Origin of the sequence: Chitinophaga sp. YR573 (assembly GCF_900110995.1) — a bacterium.
Lineage (GTDB): Bacteria > Bacteroidota > Bacteroidia > Chitinophagales > Chitinophagaceae > Chitinophaga.
Genome location: NZ_FOJF01000001.1, coordinates 3167767 through 3182892 on the forward strand (window position 1 = coordinate 3167767; position 15126 = coordinate 3182892).

Sequence of the window (15126 nt, forward strand, 5' to 3'; positions counted from 1 at the left end):
CCCATTAGTACGTTCTTCCTTTTCATGGTTCTATAAGACAGATGGACATGCAACAACGCATTACTTATTTACTACAGCAACATCAGGCTGGCAAACTGACTCAGACAGAAATGGATGAGTTAACGGAGATCCTCCATATGGAGGAACACCGCCTTTATATCACAGACGAAATTACCCGCCAGATGGAAGCCCGTGAGGCTGATCCCGTGTTTGATACCAGTGAATGGGAAAACGCATTTGAACGGATAGTAGCTGTTGACAAGCCAGTCCGGCGTATACTCCCAGTCCGGAGATGGTTAAGCTGGGCTGCGGCTGTGGCGGTAATAATACTGGCAGCTTACTTCTGGTCACAGAGGGAACAACGGCCGGCAATGACCCGGGTGAATACTAAAGTAACGCCGGGCATGAACAAAGCAATCCTCACTTTATCTGACGGATCTGCCATTACGCTGGACAGCGCAGGCAAAAAGATATTCCGGCAGGGTAATACCGCTATATATCAGCAAAATGGCCAGCTGCAATACAACGTACAGGGAAATGCACCGGCTTTCAGTTATAATACGCTCACAACACCACGTGGCGGACAATATCAGCTCATATTGCCTGACGGCAGTAAAGTATGGCTGAATGCAGCATCCTCACTCAGATATCCCACAGCCTTTTCCGGGAACGAGCGTTTGGTAGAGCTTACCGGGGAGGCTTATTTTGAAGTGCAGGCTTCATCAGCAATGCCTTTCAGGGTAAAAGTAAATAACAGCATGGTGGACGTGTTAGGCACCCACTTCAACATCATGGCTTACAATGATGAACTGGCCATCAGGACAACGCTCCTGGAAGGCTCCGTAAAGGTGAGCGGCCGGGTACTCCATCCGGGCCAGCAGGCTGTTGTAACTGCTGATAATGAGGTGAAGGTATTAGATAATGTGGATGTACGGGAAGCTGTAGCCTGGAAGAACGGTATTTTCCAGTTCAACAAGTCCTCTTTACAGGTTGTTATGCGGCAGCTGTCACGCTGGTATGATGTGGAAGTGGTGTATGAAGGAAATGTCCCTGACCTGCAATTCCTGGGCAAAATGCAACGGGAATTGGACCTGTCTGAAGTACTGAGCATATTGGAGAAAAGCGGGGTCCGTTTTCGTATTGATGGAAGGAAAATAATAGTAACGCCTATATAAATCATTTACTCATTAAAAACCACCCAATGCCATAAAACACAACTGTACCTGAATGAAAAAACCGGTAATGCTAGAACATTACCGGCGCAAGGGGCAACCAGGATCATCATGTGAAGTAATTATCTGATCACCCAAAATCGAAATTATGATTTTTTACGTGTTGTGCCAATACGGAGTTGGCACGCCATTCCCATCAACCAAAATGAGCAGGGTTATGAGACTATCTGCCATACTGTTACTTGTAGGCGCGCTGCATGTGAGCGCAACAGGACTTTCTCAGAAGATCAGTTTTTCCGGTAAGAATGTCCCGCTGGAGAAAATATTCCCGGTAATAGAAGAACAGACCGGATACCTTGTTTTCTGTAACTATGCTTTGCTGAATCAGACAAAGCTGGTTTCGCTTTCTGTAAAGGATATGCCAATGAAGGATTTTCTGTTGGAGATACTGAAAGGGCAGCCTTTGGAGTACTCCATTGAAAGAAAGACCATTGTTATCATTAAAAAAGCATTGCCTCCACCACCTGCTATAGATACTAGCATCCTGCAAACCGTTACGGGTAAAGTAACGGATGTCAATGGCAGGCCTGTCATTGGAGCTACCGTAACAGTAAAGGGAACTAAAAGTGGTGCCACTACAAATGAAAAGGGCATCTTCACACTCTCTAATGTAAAGCGTAATGCCCTGGTAGTGATCAGTTCTCTGGGTTATGAAAGAAGGGAAATACCTGTCAGGGGAAACAGTATTCAGGCGCAGCTAAATATGGATATCAACAAGCTGGATGAAACAGTGGTGATTGCCTACGGTACCACTACAAAACGCCTGAACCCGGGAGACGTTACTACCGTGACTGCGGAAGAAATTGCGAAGAACCCGGTGAACAATGTGTTTGAGGCTTTACAGGGAAAGGTGCCGGGCTTGTTTATCCAGCAGGTGACAGGGCAGCCAGGCGGCGCATTCAACGTCAGGCTGAGAAGCTCCGCCAACTTTGTAACAGATCCATCAGTCCCACCACCACAGCCTTTGATAGTAGTGGATGGAGTGATATATCCCGGCAGTACATTACCAATGTCTGCAAATACAAGTTATGGCACTGCTGATTTTCTAAAAGGTGGCAGCGGACTGAATTACCTGAATCCAAACGATATTGAAAGTATCAGTGTGCTGAAAGATGCAGATGCCACCGCTTTATACGGTTCATCAGGTGCATATGGCGTAATATTGATCACTACAAAGAAAGCCAAACCCGGACCGTCAACGTTTAACGCCAATATCTATACCGGTGTATCTGTACTGGGTACAACCCCCAAACTATTGAACACTCAGCAATACCTTATGCTGAGAAGGGAGGCGCTGGCAAATGACGGCACTGCTGTTTCTATATTTGATAAGGACATCAACGGCACCTGGCCGGAAGATCGTTATACAGATTTCAGGAAAGTATTGATGGGCAGTCATGCTCAAACCACCAACATCAACCTTTCCTATGGTGGAGGTACACGGAATACCAGCTACCTGCTCAATGGTAGCCTGAGGAACAACGGGAATATTCAAAGGCATAAAGGATCAATGGGGGATGGCACTTTTAGGTTTTCGCTCAATACTGCCACAACAGATAATAAACTCGGCTTTACGCTTTCCGGTAGCTATCTTTCCTCAACCAGTACTATGGTGCCTACTGATTTTTCTTCCAGTATTGCTCTCTCTGCACCCAATGCGCCACCTCTCTTTTTGCCCGATGGCAGCATCAACTGGGAAACGGGTGCCAATGACCTGGCAGACGACATTAACAAAATATATAAGAACGTAACCAATAACCTGCTGGCGAATGGTACACTCACTTACAAACCCATTAAGCAATTAACCTTACGCGCTATCCTGGGCTATAACAATATAACAGGCAGGGAGTTCATGGGTTATCCTACCACCACAAAGGCCCCTACTTATACCAATGCTGCTGCGGAAACACATAGCCTGGTAAATAATTATGAGGTACGGACTATAACAGTTTCTCCCTATGCAGAATACAATGCAACAGTGTGGGGGAAAGGCAATCTGAACATCAAGACAGGTGGGATGATAGACAATAAATTGAAATATGCAGAGGAGATAGAAGGTGTCGGCTTTCCTTCAGATGCCCTGCTCAGTAATCCGGCCGCAGGAACTACAGTAATATCCACTTATACACAAACACCATATAGGTCCCTTGGCTTTCATGCGGTCATCAAATTTGTATGGGATCAGAGATATATCATTAACCTGAACGGTAGGAGGGACGGGTCTACCAAGTTCGGGGCAGGCAGGAAGTTCGGGAACTTTGGTTCTATAGCTGCTGCATGGATTTTCAGTGAAGCTGCATGGATAAAAGAACATGCTTCGTTCCTGAGTTATGGGAAACTGAGAGGCAGTACAGGTGTTATTGGAGGGGATGCCATTTCTGACTATTCTTATCTGAGTACATACAGTACATTAACCGGTACCTACCAGGGAAAAACAGGACTTGTCAATGGTTCCCTGGCTAATCCGCTGCTTAGCTGGGAAAAGAATAAAAATTCAGAGGTAGGACTGGAATTAGGTTTTTTGAACGACAGGATCTACACAGAAGCGAGCTTTTACCGCAACGTGGCATCTAATCAGTTGATCAAACAGTCGTTGTCAACTGTCACTGGTTTCAGTGGATATGCTATGAACTCCGATGCCATTATACGCAACAGCGGATGGGAAATAAGTCTTAGCTCCTCCAATATAAAAACCCGCAATATCACCTGGTCAACCAGGATGAATATATCTATTCCAACAAGCAAACTAAAAAAACTGCCCACCCACAGGAACCTGAGCGCCAGTTATATAGTTGGCAAGCCTGTAACGGGTATACTGTTGTATAAATTTGCAGGGATAAACCCGCAAACAGGATATTACAGTTTTACTAACGCCAAGGGGACTACGGATGATTTCAATAGCGGATTAGAGGATGCTGACAAAACAGAATTTTTAGACCTTGCTCCCAAATACTTTGGCAATTTTCAGAATAGTGTCCGTTACAAACAATGGTCTGTGGACTTTACGTTCGCCTTTACAAGCAGGAAGGGCCAGAATTTCCTGGGACAGAGCGGATTTCCGTTTGGGTATGTGGGCATAAACGGTGGAACAGAATGGTTACGCCGCTGGCAAAAGCCGGGAGACGTAACTGATATCCCTAAAGTAAGCGCCGATTTTGGTAACTGGTCAAGGCACGACTATTTCAGAGCCAGCACAGGGGCCTATAGCGATGCTTCTTATGCCAGGTTACAGAACGTGAGCATCAACTATCATCTCAAACATGAATTGCTTCAAAAACTGCATGTGAAGGACTTAGCAATTTATCTGCAGGGACAGAATTTACTGACCATCTCCCGGTATGGCGGCCTGGACCCTGAAAACCTGGACGCAGGCACCATACCTCCAATGAGGATATTTACAGCAGGCGCAAACATTACATTTTAAAGCATTACAGCATGAATAGGAATACTAAATATGCCGTCATTATAATGATATTATCATCCCTGCTGATGAGCTGTGAGAAGTACCTGGAAAATACACAATTACCTTCCGGCACTATTGCAGGAACGGATGCTTTTGTTTCAGATAATTCTACATCGGCCATTGTAACAGGCAGCTTTATAAGTTTAAACAATTCAGGCCCTTTCACGGGGTCTTCGTCTGCAAACATTGCATATATAACAGGGCTTTATACAGATGAGCTGAAAAATATCAGTACGGCCACTTTTGCAGATGCCTTTTATAAAAATACCATTACGAGCAGCAGGGTAGGACATTGGTCCGATCTGTATGGCAAAATGTATGTGATCAATAGCACTATTGAAGGGATACAGAACACTACTGCAACATTATATTATAAGGACCAATGGCTGGGAGAATGTTATTTTATACGGGCATTACTCTACTATTACCTGGTAAACCTTTATGGAGATGTGCCTTTGGCTTTATCTTCTGATTACAGGGTGAACAATACATTGAGCAGAGCGCCACAGAGCCAGGTCTACCAGCAGATGATCACAGACCTGAAAAGGGCACAAACGTTGTTAAGTGCCGATTATAAAGATGGTTTTGGCGCAACAACTAATAATCGTGTAAGGCCCAATCAGGTCGTGGCGACAGCATTACTTTCAAAAGTATATATGTATACAGCGCAATGGGACAGTGCTGAAGCACAGGCCACTGCTGTGATCAATAATTCCGCCTATCAGCTGATATCGCCTGACCAGGTATTTCTGGCAAACAGCAAAGAAACCATCTGGGCGCTGGCAACGGTTTCCGATACGAAAGTCGTTGAATACGGGTTTTATAACAACGGTATGCCGGCGGAAATCACGCCACCCGCGGACCTTGTAGATGCCTATATTGTATTGGTGGCAATGAACAGTCCTCTGCTCAATGCATTTGAACCTAACGATACCCGTTATACGAACTGGGTAAGGTCAACTACTGTTAAAGCAACAGCCACAACGCCTGCCGTTACTTATTATTTCCCTAATAAATATAAATCTGCTACCAATGGGGTTGAAAAGGAGATAGTGCTCAGACTGGCAGATCTGTACCTGACCAGGGCCGAAGCACGTGCCCGGCAGAATAATATCAGCGGCGCACAATCAGACCTGGATGCCATCAGAACACGGGCAGGGCTTCCGGGTACAACAGCTTCTACTCAGGATGAATTGCTGACAGCCATTAGCAGGGAAAGGCAGGTGGAACTGTTTACAGAATGCGGGAACAGGTACTTTGACCTGAAACGGTCCGGTAAAATAGATGATGTGATGAATGTGGTAGCACCTCTGAAAGGAACATCCTGGAGTCACTATATGCAACTGTGGCCAATACCTCCGGGCGATATTGTACTGAACCCAAATATAACACCGAACCCAGGTTACTGATAATAATTTAAAAATGAGAAAACTAATATTCACAGCTTTAGCGATAGCGCCTCTGTTAGGCCAGGCGCAAAGTATAGATTACCAACTAACAGTAAAACTGCCGACTTTAAAGATGCCTTCAAAAGCATACCTGGTATATGGGTACGGATGGAGTAACCAACGCGTAATAGATTCTGCTGAACTAATAAAGGGGACTTTCTCTTTTAAGGGGACAGCTGAAGATAACATGAAAGCAATGCTTGTAATAGATCATTCCATACAGGGTTTGCAAAACCTTGACAGAATGGCGGATACTCATGTCGTGTATCTCACAGATGACAACATCCTCATAAAAGGAAAGGATTCCGTTAAATATGCCGTCGTTACAGGATCAGCCCTTAACACAGAATATACAAAGTATAGCAAAACATTTGCTGTAGTCGAAAAAGCACTCGGCGCTATTGATGCGGAATATATAGCAGCCCCTGATGCTAAAAAGAACGATACAGCTTTTTTTGCCAGTCTGAAGGAGAAAGTGAACAAGGCAAATCAACTCAGCGATTCCCTTAAGTATGTCTATATCAGGCAAAATCCTGATTCCTATTTCAGCCTGGAAGTATTAACAGAACTGGCAGGTGAGGATATTGATATATATAAAATACAACCTCTTTTCAAAGGGCTTTCCGCCAGGTTGCGCAATACTAAGGCAGGAACAGACTTTGCTAAATTGCTTTATAACATTGGAGCCACTTCAATAGGTGCTATGGCGCCGAACTTCACGCAGAATGATGTAAATGACAAACCGGTGAAGCTGTCGGATTTCAGAGGAAAATACGTGCTGCTTGATTTTTGGGCATCATGGTGTGGGCCTTGTCGTGCAGAGAATCCCAATGTAGTGAAGGCTTTCAATAAGTACAAAGATAAAAACTTCACGGTGCTGGGTGTTTCACTGGACCAGCCGGGTAAAAAAGAGGCATGGCTGGCCGCTATTAAAGCCGATGGATTACCCTGGACGCAGGTGTCAGACCTGCAATTCTGGAACAATGCTGCGGCAAAGCAATATGACATAAGGGCTATTCCTCAGAATTTTCTGATTGATCCAACGGGAAAGATTGTGGCGAAGAATCTTAGAGGGGAAGCGTTGGAGAAGAAGCTGGAAGAGCTCCTCATCTTATAAACTCTTATTATATCCCTATCCTTAATAACCAGTAAAGGTTGCTCGTTTTGAGCAGCCTTTTTTATAGGCAACATTAAAAGTTAACTTTACTGCATAAAGTGTAACTGAAAAAGAAAAGATATTCCCTTGTATAAATCTCTATAAAGCAATGACCTTAAGAGCCGACTTTGCAATACAACAGGGGCATCTTCCTTTGGCAAAGCAACTGCTGGATGAGGTAAAGACAAGCCAGTTGTTCAGTAATAACAGGGAGAAATATAAGGCTGAATACCAAAGGGTGGCCGATTTAGAACAAAAGATGTTATAGTACAACCTCACATCCTGGATAATTCGGATTTTATTTTTGTCAATTCACCTAATAAGGCTGTCATCGGAACATGGGCTCTGTTGGCAGCTTTGGCTACAGCAAAATTCAGTGTTTCTATTTCTGTTTCCCGCTTATTGAGTATATCCTGATAGGTTGATATTTTCTGTCCGTCAGACATTTTACTTATAAAAAGGACGTTTTGCAGTACATCATCCATTGTTAATTTAATCCCACTTTCTTTTGCAACATCTAAACACTCGCTGATCACTGTTTTTGCAATTTGAAGTACAGCATCATTTCGTTGAAATACTCCGTTATCTATTTCCAGTAAAGGACAAATGGAATTAAACACGCAGTTGCTGATTACTTTTTTCCAGATTACTGTCTGTATGTCTGCTTCTGCACGGAAAGAAAAGATGTCCGTATTCAGTTCATCAACAATACTGTGAAGGACTTCTGCCGAACCCTTAATCACGCCAACCGGAGATGATGCAACAGGTCTGAATCTTACTTTATTTTTCGTAATGGACTGACTGGTTGCTAATAAAACACATCTGTAAAGTTGAGTAAATCCCCTGTCAATAAAGCTATTTTCAATATGCAAACCATTTTGCAGAAAGACTATCGGCGATTGTTTTGTTTTTAGCTTAAGCTTATCAGCCAACCCTTCATTTCCAAATGATTTGTTGGTTAATAATATTATTCCGTCGAGTTTTTCATAATTACTTATCGTGCTGATCGTTACATCAGCCTGTAATATCTTATCGTCTATTTCTACCTGGATATTTTCCGAATAAACGGGTTGTTGATCGATACTCCCCCGGAGTATTGTCACTTTTCTCCCATTGATGGTAAGGGCCACAGCTAAGGCTTTTGCAATTACACCATTACCGATTATGTATAGATCTCTGGAGAAGGCTGGTTCCATATGTAAGTTGGTTATTAAGGTTACTTCAATTGCAATTCCATTTGAATATTGCAACGCTCATAAGGTGTGGACCTGCCAACCACCTTCCTGAATCCTAACTTTTGATACAGGTTAATCGCGGGTTTCAAAGCAGTATTGCTTTCCAGGTAAATTTGGGATGCTCCCAACTCTTTTGCGGCATTTACAACTGCCTGACCAAGCAACCAGCCAATACTTTTACCCTGAATTTTAGGCGATACAGCCATTTTGGCCAGTTCAAAGTCGTAATCAGGATCGTCCATTTTGATCAGTGCGCAAACCCCGACAGGTTCATTATTATACAGCGCTACAAATATCTTTCCACCTCTGTCCAGAATATATCCTTTGGGATTGTCCAAAGCCTTGTAATCCGCTTCTTCCATTTGGAAATATGTAGAGATCCATTCCTCATTGAGTGATTTAAAGGCCGCCTGATATCGGTCTTCATAATTCACAATCCGTACATCTTTGCTTTCCCGCAGTTTCTTTTGTTCCTGAACTCTTCTCAACAACGACTTTTGTTCCAGCAAAAACTCCCATTCCTCGATCGCTTCCCACAGGTTATGCCTGGCTTCCGAAATAATGCTTCCAATAGCAGCATCCACATCTGCGCATTGTACCCTGATCCGCTCTGAAACCCTCTTTCCCTTTTTAGTCAATGCTACAACGTTCCGCCGCTTATCCGGCGATTCCCGGTTCTCCTGTACCAATCCGGCCCCTGTCATTTCCTGAATTATCTTGCTGACAGAGGGTTGCGAATGGCCAATTTCATTGGCGATTTCTGTAATAGTGTTTTCTCCATCTTCTGAAAGGACAAAAAACACCGGGAACCATTTGGGGGAGAATTCCACATCATACAACTCGTAAATCTTAGCCGCATCATCAGTTATCCTTGCGGTCATCAGACGTAGCCGACTCCCCAGAGCCATTTTACCTGTTTTCTCAAATAGTTTCATAAAACATAATTGATTGCATAACCAGTTATGTAAAACTACGGAATGGTAAATAAAAAAGCAAATATTTATGGAGTCCTGAGCTTTATCGTATTTTGTTACTATGATAGCGGAGATTGTATAACCAACATTTATGACAGTGTTTAACGATCAGATACAAAGAATAAAAAGTAAACTTCCCCAGGCAAAAAAGGCCGACAAAAACCTGGAAGTATTTGGAGCAGACAGTCATAAATATCAACTGAATGCCCCGGTAACTGCAGAAGAAGTGTCAGGATTTGAAGAAAAATACGGTATTCAATTACCAGATTGTTACAAGTCGTTTATACTTCAGGTTGGAAATGCCGGAATTGCTTATGCAAATTCTGCAGCGGGGCCTTTTTATGGAATTTACCCGTTTGGCGAAAACGTAGATGAACTCATTTATGACAATACAGAGAAATATCTGAAAAACAATTGTGTCATCTATCCGACAATGTCCGATCAATATTGGAAATCATTGAATGAGAACATTGACAACAATGATGATCTTTCGGACGAAGATTTTGGAAAAGAACGGGGCAAAATATTGGGGGGAATTCTTCCTATAGGCTCTCAGGGTTGCTCATATCTTCATGGGATTATTATACATGGAGAATACAGGGGGCGTGTTGTGAATCTATGTATAGATGGACAAAAGCCTCAATTCACTTTTGAGAACAATTTTTTAGATTGGTACGAAAGATGGCTTGACGAAGTTATTTCGGGCGAATTACTGAAAGAGGGGCCCAATTGGTTCGGCTATTCAATGGGAGGTTCCGATACAGCAATAATCCGTATATTTTTAGATGCTGACACGATTCAACAAAAAGCAGATTGTTTAAAAGGTATTTTAAGTAAGAAAAAAATTGAAACAGTAACGATACAAATTATTGAGGAACAGTTTTTGAACGGCACAGACGAATTCAAAACGATACTGCTTCAAATACTTACCAAATTTGATTATGAAAAGGCAAAGCCCTACTTAATTGAATTAGCCAAAACCGATTTGCAATCTGTTTGTAAGTTCATTTACTGGTATGCAAAAGACAAAAGTGCTGAATGGTTGTCTTTGATTGCTGAATATATAAAGAGTATTGATGATGACGAGACATTCAGGTTTTGTACGTATATACTAATAGCAACTAAAATAGATTTTGGACACCTGATTGTTCCATTCACACAAAAAGAGAATGAAAACATACGGATAACGGCATTCTATACATTGGGGCAATTAAAAAATAAAAAAGATTTTTTAGACACTTTCATAAAGGGCTTAAACGATAATTCAAATCGTGTCATTCATATAACATTGCAGGCGCTTTCTGATGTGCATGATACAAAGCTCCTGCAACACTATAAACGGATTGCTGAAAAGTTTCCGGAAGAACAGGACTATATTTTAGCAAATCTAAACCATCGGCTGTCCGAATATGGGCTGACGAATAAGACAATTCTAAACAAAGAAATAGTAAGTCTTAAAAACGGAAACCCGGCACAGGAAAAGAAGAAATGGTATCAAATCTGGAAATAAGAAATCCAAATATTCTGCTTCGCTGGTTATTGGTACTGAAGACAACCGCTAAGTGTATAAATGTTAAAAACCAAAGCCTGCAGTGTTCCTTTTGCGGATAGCTTCTTCGGTTCTTGGAACAAGAGATTCTAATCCGACTCTTACAGCTTCCGCTTGAACCTCCTCTATAAAAGGACGAAAATGTTTGTTGTAGTCTTCAAACGCTAATTCAAAACTTTCGCTGTGTTTTTGAAAAGCATCCGCTAATGCGGCAGCTCCATCTATTGCCAACGATCCACCCATTCCTGCAGCAGGCGAAGCACAATAGCCAGCATCGCCAACCAGGGCCACTCTGCCTTTTGTCCACGACGACATTTTTATTTGACAGAGCTTATCGAAGTAAAACGTCTTCGAATTATTTACTTCTTCCAGTAGTTCTGCCGTTCTCCAGCTCTCTCCGGTAAACTGCTCCAGAATAATTTTTCTTTGTTGCGCTTCATCACGATAATCATAAGGGATTTCTTTTTCTGAGCGGAAACAGAAAATTATATCGGTCTTATTGTTGCGGGCATTAAGCATTACTGCTTTATTTGGCACATTATACATTTGTGCTGTGTTTTGTTTTATCAGCAATTTGTCTACGATGGTGATAGAAAAATATTGCTCCAGAAAATGCATGTATTCAGCTTCGTTACCAAACCAGATTTTTCTTACGGCCGAATGTATGCCATCGCAGCCAAACACCAGTTCAAATGAGCGTTGCGGGCCATTTTTAAATGTAACCTGTATATCGTCTTTTCTTTCGTTTAAAGCTGTGATACTATTGTTGAAAATAAATTCAACATCATTTTTTATGGCATCAAATAAAATATCCAGTAGTATATCCCGTTCAATTTCGAACTCATCATCAGGAAGTGGTTCACCTTCTTTTCTTAGAAAAAACGCACCTTCCGTAACATCGTCGGCATTTTTAAATTCCCACATTTCCAAATTCAACCTGTTTGATTTTATTTGCTCAAAAAGGCCCATACGCTTAACAATGTCTATCGTATTTCCACGCAGATCAACAGGGGTACCACCTTTTCTAAGTTCGTCTGCAATTTCAACAACAGTTACTTTGTAACCTAATTTGTTCATCCAGTAAGCGGTTGAAAGGCCGGAAAAACTAGCACCAGAAACGAGTATTCTTTTTGATTCCATCTCTTATACGATTTATTTGTTGGTGCAAAGGAAGATCGTATAACAGGGGTAAACAATATCAATGCAAAGTAAGTATTGGACTAATCGAGGTTTTTGTTTCGGAAAGCTAAAGCCGTCATTCCTGTAACTTTGGTAAAGAGCCGTGAAAAATAAGGGTAATCATCAAAGCCCAGTTCAGCTGCAATTTCTTTTACCGATTTATTGGAATGATAAAGCAGGCGTTTTGCTTCTAACATAATACGCTGCTGTATGTGATATGACACGGAATAACCTGTTGTGTTTTTCACACATTCGTTCAGGTAAGGAGTAGATATGTTGAGTTTTTGTGCGTACGCTGTCGGGCGTTTGGTCGTGCTGTAATTACGTTCCAGTATTTCGTTGAAGGCTTTGGTAACAGTTTCAAATCGTGATAGTTTGTCTGATGATTTTGATTGTTCTATATATTGTGAAATGACTAATCCCGCCAATGCGTTGCAACTGTCTTTTAGTAAGGAATGATATAGCTTACCATGTTTCCTTTCAGAAAATTTCATGCAAAGTGATATTGCTTCGGAGATAATGGAAAACGTTTCTTTCGTTAACAATAATGGTTTTGCAGGTGTGATGTCTTCCAGCAATTTCAGATATTCAGGATTCAGATTTTCATTATTGATTGCGCAACTGCTGACTCTTACATCTTCAAATGCCATTATACGATGCACTTGATTTGGGTGCATATAGACGATAGATGGAGACTCGATTTCATACTTTTGAAAATCTATCTCGATAGTAATTGTACCTTTTTCAAGTAAGTGGAATGTATGGCGGTCGTGCCGTTCAGATTGCTCCTCTCCCTCGAAATCGGGTAAATCGTTAAGAGATAATTTTTCAATAGAAATACCTGAGCCATACTCATCACCAAAATGATTTACAGGAATGGAGGTTGGTTTTTTACGCATCGTTTTTCAATTCACTATGCAAAGATAGCCTTTAGTATCTGATCCGCGTTTCCTGGCAACATAGGGCCATTAGAAAATCGATAAAAAACAAAAATCCCCTCTCTGCGTATTGTATTGATTATCAATAGAATAACACGGCAATTCGGGCTATTAAGAAAAAACAACTAAATTTGTATTATGTTACGCAAAACAAAAAAAGAGATTCTAGTTCAGGTCGGTACTAAGCCATTAGTTATGGTAGACCCGGCCTTGCCTTCATTTGAAGGACATCCTTTTTTTGAGAAAAAAGCTAATGCTGTAAAAAAGCTTTTAAGTAGAGTAGGTTTACCTAAGGGTATTAATAAAAAAGTACCTTAATATCAATTCCTATAATGATGGAGTGCTATGCACTTTAACAGTTTCTTCATAAATGCGTTTCGGGTTAATATACCTGCTTAGATCTTCGTAGTTCCCTTTTTTAAAATTACCCTTATAAGAATTATAATCAACAGCACTACTGTAAATAGTTGGAGTGAATATTTTTGTAATGCTTGTTGCATTATAGGATGAGTGGCTGGTAGGAGTGAATGGGAATAAAAAAGGTTGCTCAAATAAACAACCTTTTAAAAGAGTATCGCGGGGCAGACAGATGTCAAACTATTGGTTGGGGGATTTTAGAATGATTTTAAAGATGGAGCTCACAAGATGAAGGATTGTAGCTCAGAAAACGACTTATTTGGGCTTCATTTACCTTTCTTTTGAGCTTGAAAAGCGCATACAAACAAATATTACATGTTTCTTAACTCATTCATCATATCGATCAAAGGCAAAACAGTTACGTTATTAGCTGCAGGGAAACGATCTTTGCCCGGATAAACGATAAAGCGGTTAGTATTCGGTGAGTAAACCCGCCTGACACCAAACCCTTGTTAGTGGCATTGGCTTTTAGCAGGCTGCTTTTCTGTCGTCTTTTAATTAAACGACTGTCTGAACTCCAGAGGCGAAACGTTTGTCTTTGTCTTGAAAAGTTTGCTGAACGACTGTGAATGTTCAAAGCCCAATTCATAAGCAATTTCCGAAACGGATAGATTTGTCATTGATAATTTTTCTTTGGCTTTTTCTATGATTGCATTCTGAATGTATTGTTGTGTGTTTAGTCCTGTCAATGAACTCAGCATATCACTCAAATAGCGTTGCGATAGCTTTAATTCTGTGCTGATATATTTCACGGATGGCAAACCGTTCTTCAGGCTGTTTCCCTCTTCAAAATAGTTGTTTAAAAGTTTGTCCAAAGCAGTTATGATGTCGTGATTGATTGCCTTCCTCGTAATAAATTGCCTATTGTAAAAACGATTGCTGTAATTCAACAACAATTCTATTTGCGACACCAAAACATCTTGGCTGAAATTGTCAATATTATTGTTTAATTCATTGGCTATTGAAGCAAATAAACTGGCTATAACTTCTTTTTCTCTTGCAGATAAAAATAAGGCTTCTGAAACATCGTAAGAGAAAAAGCCATATTGATTCATTGTGTTTCCTAATGGATAATTTCGTATAAAGTCCGGATGGAAATACAAAGCAAGACCTTCATAGCTTTCTATGTTTTCTGGTGGATAAACAATTTGTTTTGGCTTCAAAAATGCTAATCCGCCTTCTTCAAAATCGTAATATGCTTGTCCGTATTTTATTTGTCCAGTGAATGTAGGCTTAAAGGAAATTTTGTAAAAATCGAGACTTGTTTTTTGCCCTCTTGGAAACATTTCAATCGAAACATTATTGTAATCAACCAATGCAATTAATGGGTGCAATGGCGCAGGAAGTCCCAATACCCGTACAAGTTGCGATATACTTTTAATATGAGTTATGTTAGATTCTCGTTGCATTTTTTTTGTTACAAATGTAATCAACTTTGTTTTGACGGACGAATGACACTACTTGCACCTGTAACAGCTACAACTTTTTCTTTAAGATATTGCATATTCTTTCGCCTGCGGTCTAAGGCGTGTGTG

General features: G+C 41.2%; 12 protein-coding genes. 7 read left to right on the forward strand and 5 right to left on the reverse strand.

Annotation, left to right across the window (positions count from 1 at the left end; all coding sequences use genetic code 11):
• Nucleotides 1–47: 47 nt before the first annotated feature.
• The 5 genes from BMW86_RS13380 to BMW86_RS32800 all read left to right on the forward strand — a co-directional run bounded on the left by BMW86_RS13380 (nt 48) and on the right by BMW86_RS32800 (nt 7567).
• A complete protein-coding gene (locus tag BMW86_RS13380; protein WP_177189256.1) occupies nt 48–1175 on the forward strand; it encodes a FecR family protein in 1128 nt (375 codons plus the stop codon).
• Between the two features lie 214 nt (nt 1176–1389).
• Nucleotides 1390–4656, forward strand: a complete 3267-nt coding sequence (locus BMW86_RS13385) for a SusC/RagA family TonB-linked outer membrane protein (RefSeq protein ID WP_177189257.1) — start codon at nt 1390–1392, stop codon at nt 4654–4656.
• 11 nt (nt 4657–4667) lie between these two features.
• Nucleotides 4668–6104, forward strand: a complete 1437-nt coding sequence (locus tag BMW86_RS13390) for a RagB/SusD family nutrient uptake outer membrane protein (RefSeq protein WP_089782253.1) — start codon at nt 4668–4670, stop codon at nt 6102–6104.
• 13 nt (nt 6105–6117) lie between these two features.
• Nucleotides 6118–7260, forward strand: a complete 1143-nt coding sequence (locus tag BMW86_RS13395) for a TlpA disulfide reductase family protein (protein ID WP_089782254.1) — start codon at nt 6118–6120, stop codon at nt 7258–7260.
• A gap of 148 nt (nt 7261–7408) precedes the next feature.
• On the forward strand, nt 7409–7567 hold the full coding sequence (locus BMW86_RS32800; RefSeq protein ID WP_177189258.1) for a hypothetical protein: 159 nt from the start codon (nt 7409–7411) through the stop codon (nt 7565–7567).
• 7 nt (nt 7568–7574) lie between these two features.
• Here the strand turns inward: BMW86_RS32800 and BMW86_RS13400 are convergent, their stop codons facing one another.
• Together BMW86_RS13400 and BMW86_RS13405 are read right to left on the reverse strand one after the other, a co-directional pair.
• Nucleotides 7575–8495, reverse strand: coding sequence for a ketopantoate reductase family protein (locus tag BMW86_RS13400; protein WP_089782255.1), 921 nt, complete (start codon nt 8493–8495; stop codon nt 7575–7577).
• A 20-nt stretch (nt 8496–8515) separates the two neighbouring features.
• Nucleotides 8516–9469, reverse strand: coding sequence for a bifunctional helix-turn-helix transcriptional regulator/GNAT family N-acetyltransferase (locus tag BMW86_RS13405; RefSeq protein WP_089782256.1), 954 nt, complete (start codon nt 9467–9469; stop codon nt 8516–8518).
• Between the two features lie 130 nt (nt 9470–9599).
• On the opposite strand from BMW86_RS13405, the gene BMW86_RS13410 reads away from it, so the two are divergent.
• A complete protein-coding gene (locus BMW86_RS13410; RefSeq protein ID WP_089782257.1) occupies nt 9600–11018 on the forward strand; it encodes an SMI1/KNR4 family protein in 1419 nt (472 codons plus the stop codon).
• Between the two features lie 63 nt (nt 11019–11081).
• Here the strand turns inward: BMW86_RS13410 and BMW86_RS13415 are convergent, their stop codons facing one another.
• Together BMW86_RS13415 and BMW86_RS13420 are read right to left on the reverse strand one after the other, a co-directional pair.
• Complete coding sequence (locus tag BMW86_RS13415) at nt 11082–12197, reverse strand: FAD-dependent monooxygenase (protein WP_089782258.1); 1116 nt, start codon at nt 12195–12197, stop codon at nt 11082–11084.
• Nucleotides 12198–12277: 80 nt separating this feature from the next.
• Nucleotides 12278–13135 carry a helix-turn-helix domain-containing protein gene (locus BMW86_RS13420; RefSeq protein ID WP_089782259.1) on the reverse strand — a complete coding sequence of 286 codons (858 nt, stop codon included), beginning with the start codon at nt 13133–13135 and terminating at the stop codon, nt 12278–12280.
• A gap of 177 nt (nt 13136–13312) precedes the next feature.
• Between BMW86_RS13420 and BMW86_RS13425 the strand changes: the two genes are divergently transcribed.
• Nucleotides 13313–13492 (forward strand): hypothetical protein, encoded by a 180-nt coding sequence (locus BMW86_RS13425; protein WP_089782260.1) that lies wholly within the window; start codon nt 13313–13315, stop codon nt 13490–13492.
• A 593-nt stretch (nt 13493–14085) separates the two neighbouring features.
• On the opposite strand, the gene BMW86_RS13430 is transcribed toward BMW86_RS13425, so the two are convergent.
• Nucleotides 14086–15000 (reverse strand): helix-turn-helix domain-containing protein, encoded by a 915-nt coding sequence (locus BMW86_RS13430; protein WP_089782261.1) that lies wholly within the window; start codon nt 14998–15000, stop codon nt 14086–14088.
• Nucleotides 15001–15126: the final 126 nt, after the last annotated feature.

Coding starts and splice junctions, on each gene's coding strand:
- BMW86_RS13380 (WP_177189256.1), top strand. CDS start 48: ATGCAACAACGCATTACTTATTTACTACAGCAACATCAGGCTGGCAAA.
- BMW86_RS13385 (WP_177189257.1), top strand. CDS start 1,390: ATGAGACTATCTGCCATACTGTTACTTGTAGGCGCGCTGCATGTGAGC.
- BMW86_RS13390 (WP_089782253.1), top strand. CDS start 4,668: ATGAATAGGAATACTAAATATGCCGTCATTATAATGATATTATCATCC.
- BMW86_RS13395 (WP_089782254.1), top strand. CDS start 6,118: ATGAGAAAACTAATATTCACAGCTTTAGCGATAGCGCCTCTGTTAGGC.
- BMW86_RS32800 (WP_177189258.1), top strand. CDS start 7,409: ATGACCTTAAGAGCCGACTTTGCAATACAACAGGGGCATCTTCCTTTG.
- BMW86_RS13400 (WP_089782255.1), bottom strand. CDS start 8,495: ATGGAACCAGCCTTCTCCAGAGATCTATACATAATCGGTAATGGTGTA.
- BMW86_RS13405 (WP_089782256.1), bottom strand. CDS start 9,469: ATGAAACTATTTGAGAAAACAGGTAAAATGGCTCTGGGGAGTCGGCTA.
- BMW86_RS13410 (WP_089782257.1), top strand. CDS start 9,600: ATGACAGTGTTTAACGATCAGATACAAAGAATAAAAAGTAAACTTCCC.
- BMW86_RS13415 (WP_089782258.1), bottom strand. CDS start 12,197: ATGGAATCAAAAAGAATACTCGTTTCTGGTGCTAGTTTTTCCGGCCTT.
- BMW86_RS13420 (WP_089782259.1), bottom strand. CDS start 13,135: ATGCGTAAAAAACCAACCTCCATTCCTGTAAATCATTTTGGTGATGAG.
- BMW86_RS13425 (WP_089782260.1), top strand. CDS start 13,313: ATGTTACGCAAAACAAAAAAAGAGATTCTAGTTCAGGTCGGTACTAAG.
- BMW86_RS13430 (WP_089782261.1), bottom strand. CDS start 15,000: ATGCAACGAGAATCTAACATAACTCATATTAAAAGTATATCGCAACTT.